This is a genomic window from Pseudomonas sp. W3I7 (genome assembly GCF_030816095.1).
Lineage (GTDB): Bacteria > Pseudomonadota > Gammaproteobacteria > Pseudomonadales > Pseudomonadaceae > Aquipseudomonas > Aquipseudomonas salomonii.
Genome location: NZ_JAUSXP010000001.1, coordinates 684,826 through 706,259, shown reverse-complemented (window position 1 = coordinate 706,259; position 21,434 = coordinate 684,826). Strand labels below are relative to the sequence as shown.

The following is a 21,434-nucleotide window of genomic DNA, read 5'->3' as shown; positions in this document are numbered from 1 at the left end:
GTCACAATGACGACATGGCCCACGGTGACACTGTGGGTCATGACGACAGCCTCGCTCCACATCACCCTGATTACCGAAACCTTCCCGCCGGAGATTAACGGGGTGGCCAATACCCTTGGCCGCCTGTGTGAGGGCTTGCGCGCGCGTGGCCATCAGGTCGAGTTGGTGCGCCCACGACAGGGTGTCGACCAAAGCCGCCCAAGCGACGATGGATTACTGTTGTGTCGCGGCTGGCCACTGCCGGGTTACCCGGGGCTGCAATGGGGCCAGTCGTCGATGCACAAGTTGCTGCGGCGCTGGACACGCCAGCGCCCGGACGTGCTGTACATCGCCACTGAGGGGCCGCTGGGGCTGTCGGCGCTACGTGCGGCGCGGCGCCTGGGGATCAGCGTGGTCAGCGGGTTTCACACCAACTTCCAGCAATACTCCAATCAATATGGCTTGAGCCTGCTCAGCCGCATGGTCACCCATTACTTGCGCTGGTTTCACAACCGCTCGACCCTGACCCTGGTGCCCAGCGCCAGCCAGCGCCTGGAGCTGGAGCGTCGCCACTTCGAGCGCCTGGGCATGTTGTCACGCGGCGTCGATAGCCAGTTGTTCCACCCCGCCAAACGCGATAACACGTTGCGTGAAAGCTGGGCGCTGAACAACGACCAGATCGCCGTGCTGCATGTAGGCCGACTGGCACAGGAAAAAAACCTGGGGCTGCTCAAGCGCTGCTTTGAAACCTTGCAGGACACCTACCCGCTGCGCCAGATGAAACTGATCATCGTCGGTGACGGCCCGCAACGGGCGACGCTGGAAAAGGAACTGCCCGACGCGGTGTTCTGTGGGACCTTGCGCGGTGAAGAACTGGCGCGGCACTACGCGTCCGGCGATGTGTTCCTGTTCCCCAGCCTGACCGAAACCTTCGGCAACGTGGTGCTGGAAGCCATGGCCTCGGGGCTGGGTGTGGTGGCTTACGACCAGGCAGCCGCGACCCAGCATATTCGCCATGGTTACAACGGCGTGCTGGCGATGCCTGGGGATGAGGATGCGTTTTGTGACGCCGCCAACTGGCTGCTGGAAGATGCCGAGAGTTTGCGCCGCATGCGTTTGAATGCTCGCCAACATGCAAGCCGTCAGGGTTGGCCGGCGATTATCGAGCAGTTTGAATTCCACTTACGCAGCGTTTGCGCAGAGCAATTTGTGATGCCAGCACAGCCTTACACGCCATGAGTCAACGGTCGTTGGTGACGTTCTTACCCTCCTCCACTCAAGCATTACCGGGTATTTAAAGGAGGGAACAGATGGCGGCGAATGACCACTGAAGGATACCTGCCAACTGAGGCAGGACTTTCAGTTAAGTGGAGATATTCAAAGATGGCTACTTATGGAATGGGTATACGCAATGGCGTCAACATGCCAACGGCGGAGTGGACGCGTCAGCAACAATGGTTGGATCAATCCCGAGCCGAACCGCAAACCTACGACCAATCCAAGCGACAAGAAGGTCACAAGACCGACCACAGCCATGTGCTGAAGAAGTCACTGGAATACTGAGCCACTGAAGCTGCACAGCTGCCTGTGGCAATCACAGGGAGCTGTGGCCTGTTACACCAGGCTCGTCAACGCCTCACGACTGAACGGCAGAATGTCGCCCTCACGACCTTCGCGCACTTTAACGGCCCAATCCGGGTCCACCAGCAGGGCACGGCCCACGGCAACCAGGTCGAACTCCTCGTTGTTCAGGCGCTCCAGCAGTTTTTCCAGGCTGGCTGGTTGGGCGACCATGTCGGTGTTGACCATGAACTGCAGGAACTCGCCATCCAGGCCCACACTGCCGACGGTGATGGTCGGCTTGCCGGTGAGCTGGCGGGTCCAGCCGGCCAGGTTGAGGTCGGAGCCTTCGAACTCCGGTTCCCAGAACCGACGCGTGGAGCAGTGGAAAATATCCACACCGGCGTCGGACAACGGCTTGAGGAACTCACCCAGCGCCTCGGGGGTTTGCACCAGGCGTGCGGTGTAGTCCTGCTGCTTCCATTGAGAGAAGCGCAAGATGATCGGGAAGTCCGGGCCGACGGCGGCGCGGGTGGCCTGGATCAACTCGATGGCAAACCGCGAACGGTTGGCCAGGCTGCCGCCGTATTCGTCAGTGCGTTGGTTGCTGCCTTCCCAGAAGAACTGATCGACCAGATAGCCATGTGCGCCATGGATCTCCACGCCATCCATGCCGATGCGCTGGGCATCCCTGGCGGCTTGGGCGAAGGCGTTGATCACGTCCTTGATGTCTTGCTGGGTCATGCCGTGGACGACGACATTGCCGTCTTTGAGTTTCTCCATCGGGCCGTAGGCCGGCACGCTGGCGTCAGGCTCGGTGCCGATACGGCGCACGCTGCCCACGTGCCACAGCTGCGGGACGATCTTGCCGCCTTCGGCGTGTACGGCGTCGACCACTTTCTTCCAGCCGGCCAGCGCGGCCTCACCGTAAAAATGCGGGACGTTCGGGTAGCCGTTGGAAGCCGGATGGCCGACCACGGTGCCTTCGGTGATGATCAGGCCCACACCGGCAGCGGCGCGGCGACGGTAGTACTCGATGACTTTGGAATTGGGTACGCCACCCGGCGAGAACGAACGGGTCATGGGCGCCATGACCACACGGGTGGACAGTTGCAGTGCACCGAGCTGGAAGGGTTTGAACAAAGCTTGGACAGGCATGGGGGCACTCCACATAAGAGGTGTTTATGATGTGGATAATATGAGCCGCGCAACGTGCTGGGTAGCACTATTGATCTGGGTGATTAAGGGGTAAAAGTGATGAGGGTTTAGGGCTGCTGCGCAGCCCAGCGGGAGCAAGCTCCCTCGCCACAGTGTAGGAACGATTCAGCTCAGGGCTTTTTCGATCGCCTGCACGATCGTCGGATCATCCGGCGCCGTGCGCGGCGAGAATCGCGCCAGTACGCGGCCGTCCTTGCCGAGCAGGAACTTCTCGAAATTCCAGGTGATATCCCCGGGAAACTCAGCGCCCTCACCCGCCAGCAAGCGATACAGCTGATGGCGATCGTGGCCGTTGACGTCAAGCTTGCTGCCCAACGGGAAGGTCACGCCGTAGTTCAGGCTGCAGAACGCCTGAATTTCCTCTTCGGTGCCCGGCTCCTGGCCTGCAAACTGGTTGCACGGCAGGCCGAGTACGGTAAACCCCTGGCCCTTATACTGCTGGTAGAGGTTTTCCAGCGCCGCGTATTGCGGGGTCAAGCCACATTTGGAGGCCACGTTGACCACCAGCACCACTTGCCCCTTGAAGGGCGCCAGCGCCAGCTCTTGTCCGTCCAAAGCTTTGAGTTTCAGGTCGTGGAAAGCACTCATGACGAACTCCAGATATCCCATGTTCTTCGCGTTGCGGCTGTTCGAGATTACAGACCACAAGCCTGCAATCATAGACGCCGATTGAAAAACTCGCCCGCCGGTTACTGCGCGGTCGGCCAGGGCAAAATCGGAATCGCGGTGACCGCATTCTGCGGGCTGCCTTCGATCAGACGGTCGCTGTAGACCAGATACACCAGGGTATTGCGCTTCTTGTCGAGGAAGCGCACCACCTGCATGGTCTTGAACACCAGCGAGGTACGCTCCTTGAACACTTCGTCGCCATCCTTGAGTTCGCCCTTGAAGTGAATCGGGCCAACCTGACGGCAGGCTATCGACGCTTCAGCGCGATCTTCGGCCAGGCCCAGGCCGCCTTTGACGCCGCCGGTCTTGGCACGCGACAGATAACAGGTCACGCCGTCGACCTTGGGGTCATCAAACGCCTCGACCACTATGCGATCGTTGGGGCCGACAAACTTGAACACCGTCGACACCTGGCCGATCTCTTCGGCCGAGGCCAGCAACGGCATGGCCAGCAGCAGGCCGAACAATCCTTTCATGACACGCATCGTGTAGTTCCTTAACTCAGACCAGGATCAGGTTATCGCGGTGAACCAGTTCCGGCTCGGCCATGTAACCCAAGAGTCCGACAATCGCATCGGACGATTGTCCAATAATCTTCTGGGCTTCCAGTGCGCTGTAGTTGGCCAGGCCACGGGCGATCTCGCGACCATCGGGCGCCACACACACCACCATCTCGCCACGGCGGAAACTGCCCTGCACCAGCTTGACGCCGACCGGCAGCAGGCTCTTGTTGCCTTGGGACAAGGCTGACACAGCGCCGTCGTCCAGAACCAGCGTGCCACGGGTTTGCAGATGACCGGCCAGCCACTGTTTGCGCGCCGCGAGCATGCCGCGTTCCGGCGACAGCAGCGTACCGATACGCTCACCGGCCTTGAGGCGGTCCAGCACACGCTCCAGGCGCCCACCGACGATGATGGTGTGCGCGCCGGAACGGGCGGCCAGGCGAGCAGCACGCAGCTTGGTCTGCATGCCGCCTCGGCCCAACGCACCGCCGACACTGCCGGCCACGGCGTCGAGCGCCGGGTCATCGGCGCGGGCTTCGTAGATAAGCTGGGCGTCGGGGTTGTTACGTGGGTCGGCGTCGAACATGCCGTCGCGGTCGGTGAGGATCACCAGCAGGTCGGCCTCTACCAGGTTGGCGACCAGCGCGGCCAGGGTGTCGTTATCACCGAAGCGGATTTCGTCGGTGACCACCGTGTCGTTCTCGTTGATCACCGGGATGACCTTGAGCTCAACCAGTGCGCGCAGGGTGCTGCGAGCATTGAGGTAACGCTTGCGGTCGGACAGGTCGTCGTGGGTCAGCAGGATCTGCGCCGTGTGCCGACCGTGCTCGGCAAAGCTGGATTCCCAGGCTTGCACCAGGCCCATCTGGCCGATGGCGGCGGCGGCTTGCAGTTCGTGCATCGCGCTGGGTCGCGCGGTCCAGCCGAGGCGGCTCATCCCGGCGGCAACCGCCCCGGACGACACCAGCACCAACTCGACACCGGCCTCATGCAAGGCCACCATCTGCTCGACCCAGACGCTCATGGCTGCGCGATCCAGACCTTTGCCATCCGCCGTCAGCAGCGCACTTCCGATCTTTACGACCCAGCGCTGCGCACCTGTCACTTTGCTCCGCATCATCTTCAACCTTAGATAGAGGGCCGCGCGACCCAGCGCTGGCCATAACGTTATATCCGGATACTAAAACGCCGCTCTGTAAGGAGCGGCGTTCAAGTTTACTGCAACGAATCAGTCGCGCACGTAAATGATTTCCGGACCGTCTTCATCATCCACGTCTTCTTCGTCCCAATCGTCGTCGCCGATGTCATGAACCGACTTCACGCCGCTGCGGCGCAGGGCACGCTGGTCGTCCAGAGCCTGCAGCTGGGCGCGGGCTTCGTCTTCGATCTGCTGGTCGAGTTCGGCCAGTTCGGCCTTGAAGACCGGGTCGGCCGCCAGGCGGTCGGCGCGGTCTTCGAGGTAGCGCATGATGTCGCGGGTCAGGCGCTCGGTGCCTTCTTTGGCGATGGCCGAGATCACATAGACCGGGCCTTCCCACTCCAGGCGGTCAACGATTTCCTTGACGCGTTCTTCGTGCTCTTCTTCGAGGATCTGGTCGCACTTGTTCAGCACCAGCCAGCGGTCACGCTCGGCCAGGGCCGGGCTGAACTTGGTCAGCTCGCTGACGATCACTTCGGCGGCGTCCGGTGCGCTGGTGTCATCCAGCGGGGCCATGTCGACGAGGTGCAGCAGCAAACGGGTACGCGACAAGTGCTTGAGGAAGCGAATCCCCAGGCCGGCACCGTCGGAAGCGCCTTCGATCAAGCCGGGAATGTCGGCGATCACGAAGCTTTTCCAGCGGTCTACGCTGACCACGCCCAGGTTTGGCACCAGGGTGGTGAACGGGTAGTCGGCGACTTTCGGCTTGGCGGCCGAGACCGAACGGATGAAGGTACTTTTACCGGCGTTCGGCAAGCCCAACAGGCCCACGTCTGCCAGTACTTTCATCTCCAGCTTGAGGTCACGCTGCTCGCCCGGCTTGCCCGGCGTGGTCTGGCGTGGCGCACGGTTGGTACTGGACTTGAATCGGGTGTTACCCAGACCGTGCCAGCCGCCCTGCACAACCATCAGTTTCTGGCCGGCCTTGGTCAGGTCGCCAATCACTTCCTGGGTCGCGGAGTCGATGATCGTGGTGCCGACCGGTACGCGCAGTACCAGGTCTTCGCCTTTTTTGCCGGTGCAGTCGGTGCTGCCGCCGTTGGAGCCACGCTCGGCATCGAAGTGCCGGGTGTAACGGTAGTCGACCAGGGTGTTGAGGTTTTCGTCGGCCATCATGTAGATGGAACCGCCGTCACCGCCGTCACCGCCGTTTGGACCACCGTTTTCGATGAACTTTTCGCGACGGAAACTCATGCAACCGTTACCGCCGTCGCCTGCTTTTACTCGGATGGAAACTTCATCAACGAACTTCATAACAAAACGCCTCTCGTCGCATGGACGAGCTTAAGAAACCAAGACATAAGACTCTTGCAAAAATGAGCGCAGCGACCTCAGAAAACGACCGCACATCCAGCGCCTGAGCCCATCACAAACAGCTTTGCAAGAGACTCACTCCACAAACGAAAAAGCCCCGTCGCGAGACAGGGCTTTTCCAGCGATCGCGCAATTAAGCGGCGACAACGCTCACGTAACGGCGGTTGAACGCGCCTTTTACTTCAAACTTGATCACGCCTTCGATTTTAGCGAAGAGGGTGTGATCTTTACCCATGCCAACACCGTAACCGGCGTGGAATTGGGTGCCGCGCTGACGCACGATGATGTTGCCCGGAATGATTTTCTGGCCGCCATACATCTTAACGCCAAGGCGTTTGGCTTCTGAGTCGCGACCGTTACGGGTACTACCACCAGCTTTTTTGTGTGCCATGAGTCAATTCTCCTAGTGAGGAATTAGGCTGAAATTAAGCCTGAATACCGGTGATTTTGATCTCGGTGTACCACTGGCGGTGGCCCATACGCTTCATGTGGTGCTTACGACGACGGAACTTGATGATGCGGACTTTATCGTGACGACCTTGGGAGATCACTTCAGCCACAACGGTAGCGCCAGCAACAACTGGAGCGCCGATGTTCACGTCATCGCCATTAGCGACCAACAGAACGCGATCAAAGGTAACGGATTCGCCAGTAGCGACTTCCAGTTTTTCGATCTTCAGGTATTCACCTGGGGCGACCTTGTATTGCTTGCCACCAGTAACAATTACTGCGTACGACATGGTATTTCTCCGATAATCCTGCTCACCCAGCGCTTTATAAGAAAAGGTATTGGCTGGCATGGCTGCATGGGATGGACGTCCCGAATGCAATTGCGTAAGGCAGGTGCTGCCCAGGAAGTTCAGGGTGCGCGATTGTACGCAAGCTATAGATGCCTTGCAAGTGGCCGTCTATCGCGCCTTGACACTGCGGGGTCAGGGTCCTAGCATGCCGCGCAACCCTTCTGGAGCGACTGTCGCTGATGCAACCCCAAGCTTTCTACCGCGCGGTCGCGGACGATTTTAGCGCCGTCGACGGCATCATCAAGCAGCAGCTGACGTCTAAAGTGCCGCTGGTCTCCAAAATTGGCGACTACATTACGTCGGCGGGCGGTAAACGCCTGCGTCCTTTATTAGTGTTGCTGTGTGGCAAGGCCCTGGGCCGCGAAGGCGATGACCTGCGCCTGCTGGCCGCCACCATCGAATTCCTGCACACCGCCACTCTGCTGCATGACGACGTGGTCGACATGTCCGGCATGCGCCGTGGCCGCGAGACGGCCAATGCGATGTGGGGCAATGCCCCCAGCGTACTGGTAGGCGACTTCCTGTACTCGCGCTCGTTCGAAATGATGGTCGAGCTGGGTTCGATGCCGGTGATGAAGATTCTTTCACAAGCCACGCGCATCATCGCCGAAGGCGAAGTGTTGCAGCTGTCCAAGGTCCGCGACGCCAGCACCACCGAAGAAACCTACATGGAAGTGATTCGCGGCAAAACCGCGATGCTCTTCGAAGCCTCGACCCACAGTGCCGCCGCCCTGTGTGGCGCAACGGCCGAGCAGGCCGAAGCCCTGCGCACCTTTGGTGATCACCTGGGCGTGGCATTCCAGCTGGTCGACGATCTGCTCGACTATAAGGGCGACGCCGAAACCCTGGGCAAGAACGTCGGTGACGACCTGGCCGAGGGCAAGCCGACCTTGCCGCTGATCTACACCATGCGCGAAGGCACGCCGGAACAGGCCGCCCTGGTGCGCAAGGCGATCCAGAAAGGCGGGATTGAAGACCTCGAAGCTATCCGTGCAGCGGTAGAAGCCTCGGGTTCGCTGGAATACACCGCACAGTTGGCGCGTGACTATGTGGCCCGTGCCATCCAGTGCCTGGACGCCCTGCCAGCCAGCGAATACCGGGACGCCCTGGTTGAGCTGAGTGAGTTTGCGGTAGCCCGTACGCACTGAGCAATATCTGCGAGCGCAGGCTTGTGTGGGAGCGGGCTTGTGTGGGAGCTGGCTTGCCTGCGATAGCATCACCTCGGTATAGCTGACACACCGCGGTGCCTGCATCGCGGGCAAGCCCGGCTCCCACAAGGTTCCGAAGCGCCCCCCAACCTGTAATAAACCCTATATAATGTGCGACTTTTAGCCACCCTGACTCTCAAGGAGCTTTAGTGAGCACGTTGCCACCCTGCCCAAAATGCAATTCCGAGTACACCTACGAAGACGGCGCCCAGCTGATCTGCCCGGAATGCGCCCACGAGTGGTCCGCCAATGGCGAGGCCGAAGTGGCGGGCGACGAAACCGTGAAGAAAGACTCTGTGGGCAATGTCCTGCAAGACGGCGACACCATTACCGTGATCAAGGACCTCAAGGTCAAGGGCACGTCCCTGGTGGTCAAGGTCGGCACCAAGGTCAAGAACATCCGCCTGTGCGACGGCGACCACGATATCGATTGCAAGATCGACGGTATCGGCCCGATGAAACTCAAATCCGAGTTTGTGCGCAAAGTCTGAACCTGCTGCATCCATCCCGCGCCCGCCGCGGGATGGCGTTTTGCCCTCCGCGCTGACCTGTCTCAATATCCACACAGAAAAACCAGGAAACCGCCAATAGGCACTTGCTATTCTACGAATAAGAATTATTCTCATTGAAACCCATCAAGGAGAACGACCATGACTTATTTGATAGATGCCTGGCTGGATCGCCCACACCCTTACCTGCGGATCCTGCATCGGGAAACCGGCGAAGTCTGTGCGGTGCTGGAAGAAGAAGCGCTGAACGAACTGCAGGACCAGGGCGACCTGGACGTCAACGGCCTGAGTTCCAGTGAGCCTGGGGTGCTGAAAGAGGTGGTGCGTAATCTGTTTCTGTTTTGCTATGCCCGAGCGTTGCGCCCGGCGACGGAGCTGCAGGGTAAGTTTCATCCATGAGCGACCCTGCAAAACCTGAAAGCACCGACTCTATGTGGGAGCAGGATTTGTTGTGGCGAGGGAGCTTGCTCCCGCTCGGCTGCGCAGCAGTCGCAAGCCTTTAGGGGCGCTTCGCACCCCAGCGCAAGCAAGCTTGCTCGCCACATCAAGCCCGGCTCCCACATAGAGCCAAGCGCAATCAACAGGTCTTACAAAACGTCGAGCAGCTCAACGTCGAACACCAGAACGCTGTGCGGCGGAATGCTGCCAACGCCTTGGGCGCCGTAAGCCAGTTCGCTCGGCACGTACAGGCGCCATTTGCTGCCGGCATTCATCAGTTGCAGGGCTTCGGTCCAGCCGGCGATCACGCCGCCCACCGGGAATTCTGCAGGCTGGCCGCGCTCGTAGGAGCTGTCGAACACAGTGCCGTCGATCAGGGTGCCGTGGTAGTGAGTACGCACTTGGTCTTCACGGGTCGGCTTGGCGCCGCTACCGGCAGTCAGCACTTCAAATTGCAGGCCGGAAGCCAGGGTGGTGATGCCATCACGCTTGGCGTTTTCAGCCAGGAACGCCAGGCCGGCGCCAGCAGCCGCTTCGGCCTTGGCTGCCGCTTCGGCTTGCATGATTTCACGGATCACTTTGAAGCTGGCCGCCATTTGCTCTTGGTCAACGCGGCTTGGCTTACCGTCGAACGCGTCGGTCAGGCCGGCCAGGATGGCGTCGATGCTCACGCCCGGTGGCGGGTTGTCGCGCAGTTGGTCGCCCAACTGACGGCCGATACCGTAGCTGACGCGGGTTTCGTCGGTGGACAGATTAACTTCGGACATGAAGAGGCTCCGCTATAGGGCAGCACGATTTCCCGTGCCATCCAGAACTAAAAGGGCCCGCAGACTAGCACACAAGTGCCGCCGCTGATCAGCCCCCTGCCCCACTACCAAAGGGCCAGGTCGTAGGTCAGATACAGCCGATAGTTATCTCGGTCGCTGGCGTAGGTGGAACGATAGGTCGCTTTGCGCAACTCCACGCCCAAGCCTTTGAAGGTACTGCTCTGGATGACATAGCGCAGGTTAGTGTCCGACTCCCACTCCCGCGCCTCACGCCCTTTGTAATCCCCGTTCTGCCCTTTGTAATAGCGGGTCATGAAGCTCAGGCCCGGCAGCACGGCTTCAAAATCATAGTCGTAGCGCAGCATCCAGGTTTGCTCACCGGCCTGGATGAACTTGCCCACACCGGCGTTGGTGAAGGAATACACGGTCGAGACACTGGCATAAGGCAGCGCAGTGTCGCCGCTGACCTTCTGATAACCGACGCCCAGCGCCTGTGCGCCCAGACGATAGGTGAACAACCCGCTGAACATGTCGCTGTCCACTTTGCCGTTGCGCGCCTCACCTGCATCGCTGCTGATGAAATAACGCAAATCACTGGTCAGCGTGCCGTTACCCACCGGTTGTTTATGCACAAGGCCAAAAAACTGCTGACGATAGAACTCACGCATTTCGCCGTAATACCAAGTGCCGCGCAGTTGCGGCGTGAAGGCATAAGAGGCGCCGGCAAAATCGAAATCACTGCCCTGTTTGCCGCTGTAGCCCTGGGGATAAATAGCCACGCTGTCGGTGGAATTTCGCTGCTTGAATTTATCCAGGTGCCCGGCGTGCAGGTAGAGCTCGCGAATACCGCTGTACTCCACTTGAGTGCCTTGAAAAGTCTGCGGCAGCAGGCGTCCATCGTTGTGCACCAGCACTGGAATCTTCGGCAGTAAGGTGCCGGTTTTCACCACGGTATCGCCCCAGCGCATCTTTGCGGTGACGCCCAGGCTGGAGAATTCACTGGCGGCATGGCCATCGTCATGCACCGGCAATAAACCCGTGCCCGCGTGAGTGGGGCTGGAGTCGAGCCGCAGCCCCGCCAGCCCCAGCGCGTCCAGGCCAAACCCTAGCGTGCCTTCGGTATAGCCAGACTGCAGGTTGAGTAAAAAACCTTGCGCCCACTCTTTGCGATCCTCGCCGCCGTCGCGGTAATCGTCATTGAAGTAGAAATTACGCAGGGTCAGGCGACCCTTTGAATCCTCCCAGAAACCCTGGGCCAGGAGTATGGGCGACACACTTGCCAACAGGCACGCCGAAGCCATTTTTCCCCGATTGAAAAGTTTATGCATCGCTGCTTCCTCTATGCCTTATTGTCGTTTTTTTATGGGCAGTTCCATCGCGCGACACACTGGACGGCACCTCGCGTTGGAGCGGACACTAACGGCTCGTCGAAAGCCCCACAACGTTATGCGAGATGCGCATCAGGCTATGCGCAAAGCACAGTTCGCCCCTCGCAACCGACAGGAAAATCACGGTGAATCTCAAGCAGCTCGAAGCCTTCAAGGCGATCATGTCCACCGGTTCGACCATCGGCGCAGCAACCCGCATGGGCTTGTCGCAATCGGCCGTCAGCCGTCTGTTGAGTCAGCTGGAAGAGGCGTTGGGTTTCGTGTTGTTTCTGCGCAAAAAAGGTCGCCTGATGGCCACCGCAGAAGCCGAAGAGTTACTGACCGAGGTCGCCGGCCTGGTAGACGGCATGCAGCGTATCCAACGCCTGGCCGACGAAATGCGCGTGGGCCGCTCGCGCAAAAGCCTGCTCAAGGTCGGAGTGCCCACCAGCATGACCCAAGAGCTTTTGCCACGGATCGTCGCGGAGTTTCTCAAGCGCCATGACGACATCGTGGTCGAGTTGCTGACCGGCTCTTACGACATGATCGAGCGCGCCGTACTCGACCGGTCTGCCGACCTGGGTTTTGTTCGCCTGCCGACGGAAATTCCCGACTTCGACATCGAGCCCGTGCTGCAAACCGAAGGCGTGTGTGTGATGCCCGCCGACCACCCGCTGACACGCCACGCCTGCATCGAGGTGCAGCACTTGCGCAATGTGCCGTTGGTGATGCTGGGCCGACAACGGGCTTTACGGGCTGAGTTGAACCAGGTGTTTCGCGCAGCCAATCTCACGCCGCAAGTGCGGGTCGAGGTGCATTCGGTAGGCGCGGCATGCAGCTTTGTGGCCGAAGGCCTGGGGGTGTCGATCGTCAACGGTTTACTCGCCAGCCACTTCCTGCACCTGCCGATCGTGACCCGGCCTTTTCGCCCTGCACTGCCTTACGCTTTCGGCCTGGCCTATCGCACCAATGAGCCACGCCCACAGGTGGTCACGGCGTTTGCCGAGCACCTCAAACAGCGCTTGAACGCATAAAACGCATAGCCCGACCCACCCTGCGCATAACGTTGTCGCCGCCAAAACTTTGCCCTAGTGTCCGCTCCACACGCGTCACTCCCCCATAACAACAACGGCAAGCGCCGGGGCAGCCAGCATGAGCGAATCACAGCATTTCTCCACAGCGGCGGCGGTGGAAAAACCCTCGCAACGCAAACAGATCAACCCGGCCATCATCCTGCTGAGCATCGTCTTGCTCGCCGTGGCCTTCACCTACGCGGTGAACTCGGGCAAGTTCGAGCGCCAGAACGGGCTGGTCGTACCCGGCTCTTATCAGGTGCTGGAGAAACACGACAGCCTGGGCCAATTGTTCGCACTGGAGCCACGCAAGGCCGGCGATACCGTAGCCCGCCCGGTGTCGCTGGTCGAAGGTTTCATGGCCATCCCCCAAGGCATCGAGAAACGTGCAGCGCTGATCTTCATGGTGCTGTTCATCGGCGGCATGTTTGGCGTACTGAACAAGGCCGGGGTAATCGACGCCGGACTGGAGCGTTTACTGGGCCTGACCCGCGGCAACATCTACGTACTGGTACCGAGCCTGATGCTGGTGTTCTCGGCGGGCAGCACGTTCATGGGCCTGGCCAAGGAGTTTATTTTGATCGTGCCGTTGATGGTCGCCATGGCCAACCGGCTGGGGCTGTCGAACCTGATCGGGCTGGCGATCGTCACGATCTCGGTGAAGATCGGCTACCTCGCCTCAATCTCCAATCCCGTGGCGCTGTCCGTCGCTCAGCCGATGGTCGGGCTGCCTATATTCAGCGGGCTGAGCATGCGCGTACTGGCTTACTGCAGCTTCCTGCTGGTGGGGATCGCCTTCGTACTGTGGAGTATCCGCAAGCACGGTCTCGATGCGACAGCGCAGATTACCTTCGAACATAAACCCTTGCCCACGCGCCATTTAATCAACCTTATTGTGCTGCTGAGCGGCATCGGTTTTCTGGTCTACGCCTCCAACCGCTGGGGCTGGAAATACCATGAGCTGTCGGCGTTCTACCTGCTGTTGACGGTGGCGTTCAGTGTGATAGCCGGGCTAGGGGCGAGTGCCGCTGCCAGTGCCTTTGTCGATGGCATGAAGAAGGTGCTGATTGCCGGCGTGCTGATCGGCCTGGCCACCGCCGTGGAGATCATCCTCAGTACCGGCCAAGTGCTCGACACCATCGTCCACACCCTGGCCAATCTGGTCGGCGACCACGGCCCGATCGTGTCGGCCTACGGCATGTTCTTCGCACAACTGGGGCTGGATGTATTGATCCCCTCCACCTCGGGCCAGGCGGCGGTGACGATGCCGATCTTCGGCCCGCTGGGCCAACTCTCCGGCGTCAGCCCGCAGACCACTGTATTCGCGTTTCTGATGGGCAATGGCCTGACCAACATGATCACCCCAACCTCCAGTGGCCTGCTGGTGTTGCTGGCCACCGCCAATGTCGGTTGGGGCCAATGGGCACGCTACATCCTGCCGCTGTTTCTGATCTACGCCGTACTGGCGATGGCGTTGCTGGCCATTGCGGTCACGAGCGGGTACTGAGTCGATGAGTGTTTTCCCCATGCAAACCCTGCACAACCATATGATCCCGATGCGCGACGGCATCCACCTGGCCACCGATATCTATTTGCCGACAGGCAGCTGCGGTCCTTTCCCGGTGGTCATTGAACGCACGCCCTACGACAAGTGCAAACCCTCTCGCTCGGAGAAACAACGCGACGGCCAGCACATCTCCCGAGAACAGATGGCGGCACGCTTTACCGACCAAGGCTTTGTCGCAATCTTTCAGGACTGCCGGGGCCGCTATGCGTCTGAAGGCGTGTTTACCAAATACACCGCCGAGGGCGAAGACGGTTTCGACACGCTTGCCTGGATCGTCCGCCAGCCGTGGTGCAATGGCAAGATCGGCAGCATGGGCCTGTCTTACGCAGCCCATACCCAGTTGGCGATGGCCTGCCTGCATCCACCGGGTTTGAGCAGCATGGTGCTCGACAGCGGCGGCTTCGCCAACGCCTACCAGTGCGGGATCCGCCAGGGTGGCGCGTTCGAACTCAAGCAGGCCACCTGGGCCTTTCGCCAGGCCAAGGAAAGCCCAACAGCCCTGGCCGATCCACAGGTTCGCCAAGCACTGGAGCTGGAAGATATCCATCATTGGTTTACGCGCATGCCCTGGCAACCTGGCCAGTCACCTTTGCGCCATGTGCCGGAATACGAGACCTACGTGCTGGAGCAGTGGGCCCAGGGCACGTTCAGTGAGTATTGGCGCACGTCCGGCATCTATGCCGAGGGCTACTACCGGCAACTGCCCGATATCCCGGTGCTGTTCATGTCCAGCTGGTATGACGCCTATGTCAGCTCCACCCTGGCCAACTACAGCGCCTTCAGGCAAAACACCTCGGCTCACCAGCGGCTGGTGATGGGCCCATGGCTGCACGGCGACCGCAATATCAGCCACAGCGGCGACGTCGAGTTCGGGTCGCAGGCTGTATTCGATGGCCAGGTCGATCAGAACTGGCTGAGCTGTCGCCTGGCGTGGTTCGAACAATCACTCAAGCCCTCGCCTCACCCGCCAACGCCTAGCGTGCAGGTATTTCTGATGGGTGGCGGCAGCGGCCAACGTGACCCCAACGGCCGACTGCAACATGGCGGACGCTGGTTGCAATCGACGCAATGGCCGCTGCCAGGCAGCCAAGTGCAGACGCTCTACTTGACGGCTCAAGGGCAACTGAGCGGCACTGCACCAGACGCTAACGACGCGTGCTTGAGCTACTTCACCGACCCGGCCTGTCCGGTCCCGACCCTCGGCGGCGCGCTGACCTCCGGCGCCCCCATTTTCGTCGGTGGCGCTTTCGACCAACGTGAGCGTGCCGACTTCTTCGGCACCCGTGGCGACAACCGCCCGCTGAGCGAGCGCAACGATGTGCTGAGCTTTCATACCGAGCCGCTCATTGAAGACTTGATTGTCGCAGGTGATGTACAGATCGAGTTATGGATAGACAGCGATGCACCCGACACCGACTTCACCGCCAAGCTGATTGACCTGTACCCGCCCAGTGTCGACTACCCCGATGGTTTTGCGATGAACATCACCGACGGCATCCGCCGTTGTCGCTATCGAGACTCCTGGGAGCAGCCGACTGCGCTGACACCAGGCAAACGGGTAAAGATCACGATCGAGCCCTTCGCCACCTGCAACCTGTTCAAGCGCGGCCATCGACTGCGCCTGGATATTGCCAGCAGCAACTTCCCGAGGTTTGACGTAAACCCCAACAGTGGTGAACCTTCTGGCCAGGCCAGCCAGCCACGGGTGGCACGCAACACTGTGCACCTGAGCGCGGGTGCTGCGTCTTGCCTCAGACTGACCGTGGTGCCCGCTACCGCACTATAAGCCTGCTGGGCCGCCGTTGCTGCCAGGCAATGGCGACCCTTCGTCGCACCCGTAAGAAATGTATTTCAGAATCATCGCCTGCCGCCGATACAGCGCTACAAACTTTGGCTGGCTCAAACAACAACACCGTCCAGCAGACACACATCATTCTTGCGGAGCATTCGATGAATAGCTGGTTCGGCAACATCAGCGTCAACCTCAAACTCGGCCTGGGCTTTGGCCTGGTGCTGGTCCTCACCTCGATCCTGGCCCTGACCGGCTGGACCAGCCTGGGCGGCTTGATCGACCGTAGCAACTGGATGAGCGACATCACCCAGCTCAACGCGTCCCTGACCAAGCTGCGCATCGTGCGCCTGCAATACATGCTGGCCAATGGCGACGAAGCCGTGGCACAGAACGTCCAGACCAGTCTCGACGCCTTCGCCGCCCAGCAACAGAAACTGCTGGACAGCTTCAAGAGCCCGGAAAACCTCAAGCTGCTCACCGAGCAAAAAGCCGTCATCACGGCTTACCAGCAGTCGCTGAACAAAATGCGTGAGGCCTACCGTAACGGCAATGCCGCACGCCAAGTGATGGGCGACAAGGCCGACATCGCCAACGGGCAGATCGACGCACTGGAGACCGGCGTGCAGCAAGCGCCCGACAGCCCGGAACGCTTCGCCCAGTACCAGGCCGTGACCCACGCCAAGGAAGAATTCCACCTGGCGCGCTATGAAGTGCGTGGCTACACCAACTCCCCCAGCGCAGAAACCGAAGCCCGCGCTGCCGCTCAAATCGAGAAAGCCATCAGTGGTTTGAAAGGCCTCAGCAGCGTATTTGGTTCAAGCCAACAAAGCGCACTGACGGCGCTGGAAACCGCACTTGGCGCCTACCGCAGCGCCGTACAGAGCTACAAGGCCGCCAACGCCAACATCGTCAGCGCCCGCGCCGAAATGACCACCCAGGGCGCCGATATCGTCACCATCAGCGACAAGCTGTACGACATTCAGCTCGATCGCCGTGACGCCGAAAGCACCCAGGCCCGCAGCCTGCAATTGATCAGCACCTTGCTGGCGTTGCTGGTCGGCATCATCGCGGCCCTGGTCATCACCCGCCAGATCACTCGCCCGATCCAGGACACCCTGGCCGTGGTGGAGCGTATCGCTTCCGGTGACCTGAGCCACAACATCCAGGTAACCCGCCGCGATGAACTCGGCGTATTGCAGCAAGGTATCCAGCGCATGGGCACCACCCTGCGCGAGCTGATCAGCGGTATTCGCGACGGCGTAACCCAGATCGCCAGCGCCGCCGAAGAACTCTCGGCCGTGACCGAGCAGACCAGTGCTGGCGTGAACAGCCAGAAGATCGAGACCGATCAAGTCGCCACCGCGATGCATGAAATGACTGCCACCGTGCAGGAAGTCGCACGCAACGCCGAGCAAGCCTCGCTGGCCGCCGCCGATGCCGATGGTCAAGCCCGCGCCGGCGACAAAGTGGTGGCCGAGGCCATCGCCCAGATCGAACGCCTGGCCGCCGAAGTGGCGCGCTCCACCGACGCCATGACGCACCTGCAACAAGAGAGCAACAAGATCGGCAGCGTGATGGACGTGATCAAGGCCGTGGCCGAACAGACCAACCTGTTGGCGCTCAACGCGGCGATTGAAGCGGCGCGTGCCGGTGAAGCCGGTCGTGGTTTTGCCGTGGTGGCCGACGAAGTGCGCGGCCTGGCCCAGCGCACACAAAAATCCACCGAAGAAATCGAAGGCCTGGTCGCCGGTTTGCAGAACGGCACCCAGCAAGTGGCCACGGTGATGAACAACAGCCGCAGCCTTACCGACAGCAGTGTCGAGCTGACGCGAAAGGCCGGTGTATCGCTGGAGAACATCACCCGTACCGTGTCGAATATTCAGTCGATGAACCAGCAGATTGCAGCGGCCGCCGAGCAACAGAGCGCCGTGGCTGAAGAGATCAGCCGCAGCATTGTGAACGTGCGCGATGTGTCGGAGCAGACCGCTACTGCGAGTGACGAGACGGCTAAATCGAGCGTGGAACTGGCGCGTTTGGGCAGCCAGTTGCAGCAGATGGTCAGTCATTTCCGGGTGTAAAAACCCAAAACGCAAAAACCAAAAAGCCGCCTCGGTTCAAGCCGAGGCGGCCCCACTTCTCAGACCTTAAAGTTCATCGAAGCTGTCTCGCAGGAATACCCATACGTGATAAACACGCAGGGCATTCACTACGAGGTTCCACGTACGTCGTGCAAACTTAGACATACTCGGCCCTCCTTGAGTTGGGCCTTACCTCCAGCACACTTACCGGAACACGTGAGCCTTCGAACGCAGGTCGATTGCGCCTTTTGAGGTGGCCGGGCTAATGGTCCTTCCGCATCAATCCGGCACGGATTACTAGCCCGTGGCGGTCGGTCCAGAATTCGTCCGCATACCCGGCTCACCTGAAAAGCAACAAACGCAGAACGGGGAAGATCCTAACCAACATTCCCCTATAAGGTGTGTCAAACAGTGGTCAAACATCCAGTATCGACCGATAGATTCATTGCAAACGTTTACAGTCAAATCAGGCAAGAAAAAAATGCCTGACATATCCATGCCGGCCATCGCTCAGTCTTGCGTGATGACATGCCCGGCGGTAGTATCTGGCTGCAGGTCGATGCGTCTTTTGAGATAGCAACCCAGCCACTAACTGGGTTTGCAATAAAAAACCGCCCTACTAAGGCGGTTTTTTATTGCCTGCAATTTACCCTTCAGCCCTCGCCTTCCTCAACAAACACCAGCCGGTTCCCAAACGGGTCCTTGATGCTCATCTCCCGCGAGCCCCAAGGCGTTTCTTCAACCCCAGGTTTGGCATACCGGTACTCCTTGGCCAGCAACTGCTGCTGGTAGCCGTCCACGCCTTGTGCCTGAATCCGCACCGCCGAGCCCGGCGAAGCATCGCCATGGTGTTCGGATAAATGCAGCACGCATTCGCCCGACGACACCTGTAGGTACAACGGGAAATTCGCCTCGAAACGGTGCTGCCAATCAACCTTGAACCCGAGGAAGTCGACATAGAACTCCAACGCTTTAGCCTCGTCGAAGATCCGCAAAATCGGGGTAACTTTTCCTAAGTGCATGGCAACCGCTCCGTGTATGAATGCGCCCACTATAGAGACGAAAACCCACCACGCAAATCCCCACTGCGCGCGAGGAACAGCCCCGGCCGCTGACCATTGGCCTGCCCATCGCTATAACTCAGCACGCCATTGACCCACACGCCATCAATCCCCTCGGCGGCGCGTTGCGGTTCTTTGAAATCCGCCACATCACGCACCCGTACCGGGTCGAACAACACCAGGTCGGCCCAGTGCCCTTCACGAATTTCTCCACGCTCGGCCAGCCCAAAACGCGCCGCCGACAACCCGGTCATTTTGTGCACCGCCGTGTGCAGGGGAAACAACCCCACATCGCGGCTGAAGTGCCCCAGCACCCGTGGAAACGCGCCCCACAAACGCGGATGGGGAAACGGGTCTTCCGGTAGCCCATCCGATCCCACCATCGACAACGGGTGCGCAAGAATACGCCGTACATCCGCCTCATCCATTCCGTAGTACACCGCCCCAGCCGGTTGCAGGCGACGTGCCGCATCCATCAGCGAAACGTCCCACTGCGCCGCGATGTCCTGCAAGTCGCGCCCGCCGACCTCAGGGTGCGGTGTTGACCAGGTAATAGTGATACGAAACGCATCAGTCACCTGCTTCAAATCCAGCGTCGACGAGCTGGCGGCATAGGGATAGCAATCACACCCGACCGGATGGGTTTTCGCCGCCAGTTCCAGTGATGCCAGCAGTTGCGGACTGCGCCCCCAATTGCCCGCACCGGCACACTTGAGGTGGGAAATGATCACCGGCGCCTGCGCATGTCGGCCAATCAGAAACGCCTCATCCATCGCCTCCAGCACCGGTTCGAATTCGCTGCGCAAATGCGTGGTGTACACCGCACCAAACGCCGTGAGTTCCTCACTGAGCTGCAGCACTTCATCGGTCTCGGCATTGAACGCGCTGGCGTAGGCCAGGCCTGTGGATAACCCTAGGGCACCCGCCTGCAGACTCTCCTGCAACTGCACGCGCATGGCGGCAATTTCGCCGGGCGTGGCGGTGCGATGCAGGTCGTCCATATGATTGCTGCGCAAGGCGGTGTGGCCGATCAATGCGGCAACGTTGACTGCCGGATGAGCACGCTCCACCGCCGCGCGATAGTCGGCAAACCGTGGATAGGCGAATGCTTCACGCGACCCCAGCAGGTTCATCGGGTCGGGCGGATCATTGCGCAAACTCACTGGCGATGCACTGATGCCGCAGTTGCCGACAATCACCGTGGTCACGCCCTGGCTGAGCTTGGGCAGCATCTGCGGGTGGCGGATCACCACCGTGTCATCGTGGGTGTGTACGTCGATAAAACCCGGCGCCAGCACACGGCCATTAGCATCGATTTCATGCTCGCCGGTTGCGCCCGACAAATCGCCAATGCGCTCGATGCGCCCGGCGCGCAGCCCCACATCGGCGACATAGCCCGGCGTGTTGCTGCCATCCATGATCAGCGCCTGACGGATCAGCGTGTCGTACTTCATATCAGTCTCCAAGCGGCAGGCTGTCGGGGCCGCCGCGATAATCGTCGAGGGCCAGCTTGATCCGGCGCAGGCGTTCCTGGTTGTCGTCCGGCAGCGCCAGCGCCAGCTCGGTGGCGAGCAGGTCGATGGCCAACAGCATGCCGTAGCGCGCCGCAGTGGGCTTGTAGATAAAACTGGTTTCGGCCGGTTGCAGCGGCAGTAAGACGTCCGCCAACTCGGCCAGAGGGGAGTCGGCCAGGGTGATGGCGATGATGGGCGCATCGTAGCTACGCGCCAGTGTCACGACGTCCAACAGTTCTGGCGTCAGCCCGGTGAGCGAGCACACGATCAACGCCTGCTCCGGGCCTAAAGTGGCCGCCGTGACCCGCATCATCACCGGGTCATGGCTGGCGGCAATCGGGTAGCCCAGGCGTACCAGGCGCACCTGCAATTCGTCACTGCACAGGCTCGATGGGCCGCCCATGCCGAACGCGTGAATCATCCGCGCCTTGCCCAACAGGCTGACCGCATCAACAAAACTGGCCTGGTTAAACCCCGACAGGTGCTGACGCAATGTCGCTTCGATATCCCCCAGAATCTGCCGGTGAAACGCCGACTGTTCCGGCAACCCGGCCGGGTCGAGAAAGCGACTGCCCACGCCACTGGCCTGGGCCAATTGCAGGCGCAAATCGCGTAGATCGCGGCAACCGACGCTACGGGCAAACCGCGACAAGGTTGCCGTGCTGACCTCGGCCCGTTGCGACAACGCTTCCAGGCTGGCCGACGCGGCAAAGCCGACGTCATCGAGCATCAGCTTGGCGATGCGGCCTTCGCCGGCGCTGAACGAATCCTGGCGGGCGCGGATCTGGTAGAGGATGTCCATGGCGGCTCCGGCTTACA

General features: G+C 60.3%; 21 protein-coding genes and 1 pseudogene. 10 read left to right on the top strand and 12 right to left on the bottom strand.

The features are described 5' to 3' along the window. The first annotated feature begins 39 nt into the window (after positions 1–39). Both QF043_RS03330 and QF043_RS03325 read left to right on the top strand, forming a co-directional pair. Positions 40–1,218 carry a glycosyltransferase family 1 protein gene (locus QF043_RS03330; protein ID WP_307421292.1) on the top strand — a complete coding sequence of 393 codons (1,179 nt, stop codon included), beginning with the start codon at positions 40–42 and terminating at the stop codon, positions 1,216–1,218. 159 nt (positions 1,219–1,377) lie between these two features. Continuing rightward, on the top strand, positions 1,378–1,542 hold the full coding sequence (locus QF043_RS03325) for a hypothetical protein (protein ID WP_307417500.1): 165 nt from the start codon (positions 1,378–1,380) through the stop codon (positions 1,540–1,542). 51 nt (positions 1,543–1,593) lie between these two features. Here the strand turns inward: QF043_RS03325 and QF043_RS03320 are convergent, their stop codons facing one another. The 7 genes from QF043_RS03320 to rplU all read right to left on the bottom strand — a co-directional run bounded on the left by QF043_RS03320 (position 1,594) and on the right by rplU (position 7,181). Further along, positions 1,594–2,697, bottom strand: a complete 1,104-nt coding sequence (locus QF043_RS03320; protein WP_307417499.1) for an NADH:flavin oxidoreductase — start codon at positions 2,695–2,697, stop codon at positions 1,594–1,596. A 165-nt stretch (positions 2,698–2,862) separates the two neighbouring features. Then, complete coding sequence (locus tag QF043_RS03315) at positions 2,863–3,345, bottom strand: glutathione peroxidase (protein ID WP_307417498.1); 483 nt, start codon at positions 3,343–3,345, stop codon at positions 2,863–2,865. Between the two features lie 101 nt (positions 3,346–3,446). Then, positions 3,447–3,911, bottom strand: a complete 465-nt coding sequence (locus QF043_RS03310) for a CreA family protein (RefSeq protein ID WP_307417497.1) — start codon at positions 3,909–3,911, stop codon at positions 3,447–3,449. A gap of 16 nt (positions 3,912–3,927) precedes the next feature. Beyond that, positions 3,928–5,046 (bottom strand): glutamate 5-kinase, encoded by a 1,119-nt coding sequence (gene proB / locus QF043_RS03305; protein ID WP_026013771.1) that lies wholly within the window; start codon positions 5,044–5,046, stop codon positions 3,928–3,930. A 111-nt stretch (positions 5,047–5,157) separates the two neighbouring features. Then, on the bottom strand, positions 5,158–6,381 hold the full coding sequence (cgtA, locus tag QF043_RS03300; RefSeq protein ID WP_016976186.1) for an Obg family GTPase CgtA: 1,224 nt from the start codon (positions 6,379–6,381) through the stop codon (positions 5,158–5,160). A gap of 193 nt (positions 6,382–6,574) precedes the next feature. Next, a complete protein-coding gene (gene rpmA / locus QF043_RS03295) occupies positions 6,575–6,832 on the bottom strand; it encodes a 50S ribosomal protein L27 (protein ID WP_003176049.1) in 258 nt (85 codons plus the stop codon). 34 nt (positions 6,833–6,866) lie between these two features. Beyond that, a complete protein-coding gene (rplU, locus tag QF043_RS03290; RefSeq protein WP_007950961.1) occupies positions 6,867–7,181 on the bottom strand; it encodes a 50S ribosomal protein L21 in 315 nt (104 codons plus the stop codon). 239 nt (positions 7,182–7,420) lie between these two features. On the opposite strand from rplU, the gene QF043_RS03285 reads away from it, so the two are divergent. From QF043_RS03285 to QF043_RS03275, 3 genes are all read left to right on the top strand, one after another. Beyond that, a complete protein-coding gene (locus QF043_RS03285; protein ID WP_056858342.1) occupies positions 7,421–8,389 on the top strand; it encodes a polyprenyl synthetase family protein in 969 nt (322 codons plus the stop codon). Positions 8,390–8,598: 209 nt separating this feature from the next. After that, positions 8,599–8,940 carry a zinc ribbon domain-containing protein YjdM gene (locus QF043_RS03280; RefSeq protein ID WP_003230858.1) on the top strand — a complete coding sequence of 114 codons (342 nt, stop codon included), beginning with the start codon at positions 8,599–8,601 and terminating at the stop codon, positions 8,938–8,940. A gap of 159 nt (positions 8,941–9,099) precedes the next feature. After that, positions 9,100–9,357 carry a hypothetical protein gene (locus QF043_RS03275; RefSeq protein WP_307417496.1) on the top strand — a complete coding sequence of 86 codons (258 nt, stop codon included), beginning with the start codon at positions 9,100–9,102 and terminating at the stop codon, positions 9,355–9,357. A gap of 188 nt (positions 9,358–9,545) precedes the next feature. On the opposite strand, the gene QF043_RS03270 is transcribed toward QF043_RS03275, so the two are convergent. After that, positions 9,546–10,163, bottom strand: a complete 618-nt coding sequence (locus QF043_RS03270) for an FKBP-type peptidyl-prolyl cis-trans isomerase (RefSeq protein WP_307417495.1) — start codon at positions 10,161–10,163, stop codon at positions 9,546–9,548. A gap of 104 nt (positions 10,164–10,267) precedes the next feature. After that, positions 10,268–11,491 (bottom strand): OprD family porin, encoded by a 1,224-nt coding sequence (locus QF043_RS03265; RefSeq protein WP_373460655.1) that lies wholly within the window; start codon positions 11,489–11,491, stop codon positions 10,268–10,270. Between the two features lie 185 nt (positions 11,492–11,676). Here QF043_RS03265 and QF043_RS03260 point away from each other — a divergent pair, with 185 nt between their 5' ends. The 5 genes and pseudogenes from QF043_RS03260 to QF043_RS30680 all read left to right on the top strand — a co-directional run bounded on the left by QF043_RS03260 (position 11,677) and on the right by QF043_RS30680 (position 18,040). Then, complete coding sequence (locus tag QF043_RS03260; protein WP_307417493.1) at positions 11,677–12,564, top strand: LysR family transcriptional regulator; 888 nt, start codon at positions 11,677–11,679, stop codon at positions 12,562–12,564. 118 nt (positions 12,565–12,682) lie between these two features. Continuing rightward, the gene (locus tag QF043_RS03255; protein ID WP_307417492.1) at positions 12,683–14,110 is read left to right on the top strand and encodes a YfcC family protein; all 1,428 of its coding nucleotides are present in this window, start codon (positions 12,683–12,685) and stop codon (positions 14,108–14,110) included. Between the two features lie 19 nt (positions 14,111–14,129). Next, positions 14,130–15,956: a CocE/NonD family hydrolase gene (locus QF043_RS03250; protein ID WP_307421290.1), complete on the top strand. Its 1,827-nt coding sequence runs from the start codon at positions 14,130–14,132 to the stop codon at positions 15,954–15,956. A 29-nt stretch (positions 15,957–15,985) separates the two neighbouring features. Continuing rightward, positions 15,986–17,137: pseudogene (locus QF043_RS30685) on the top strand (methyl-accepting chemotaxis protein); the annotation flags it as partial. A gap of 39 nt (positions 17,138–17,176) precedes the next feature. Next, positions 17,177–18,040 (top strand): methyl-accepting chemotaxis protein, encoded by an 864-nt coding sequence (locus QF043_RS30680; protein ID WP_371317720.1) that lies wholly within the window; start codon positions 17,177–17,179, stop codon positions 18,038–18,040. Between the two features lie 653 nt (positions 18,041–18,693). Here QF043_RS30680 and QF043_RS03240 read toward each other — a convergent pair. The 3 genes from QF043_RS03240 to QF043_RS03230 are packed head-to-tail and all read right to left on the bottom strand — an operon-like array spanning position 18,694 to position 21,417. After that, the gene (locus tag QF043_RS03240) at positions 18,694–19,062 is read right to left on the bottom strand and encodes a glyoxalase superfamily protein (protein ID WP_307417490.1); all 369 of its coding nucleotides are present in this window, start codon (positions 19,060–19,062) and stop codon (positions 18,694–18,696) included. A 29-nt stretch (positions 19,063–19,091) separates the two neighbouring features. Next, positions 19,092–20,555 (bottom strand): amidohydrolase family protein, encoded by a 1,464-nt coding sequence (locus QF043_RS03235; RefSeq protein WP_307417489.1) that lies wholly within the window; start codon positions 20,553–20,555, stop codon positions 19,092–19,094. Between the two features lies 1 nt (position 20,556). Beyond that, the gene (locus QF043_RS03230; protein WP_307417488.1) at positions 20,557–21,417 is read right to left on the bottom strand and encodes a MurR/RpiR family transcriptional regulator; all 861 of its coding nucleotides are present in this window, start codon (positions 21,415–21,417) and stop codon (positions 20,557–20,559) included. Positions 21,418–21,434 lie beyond the last annotated feature (17 nt).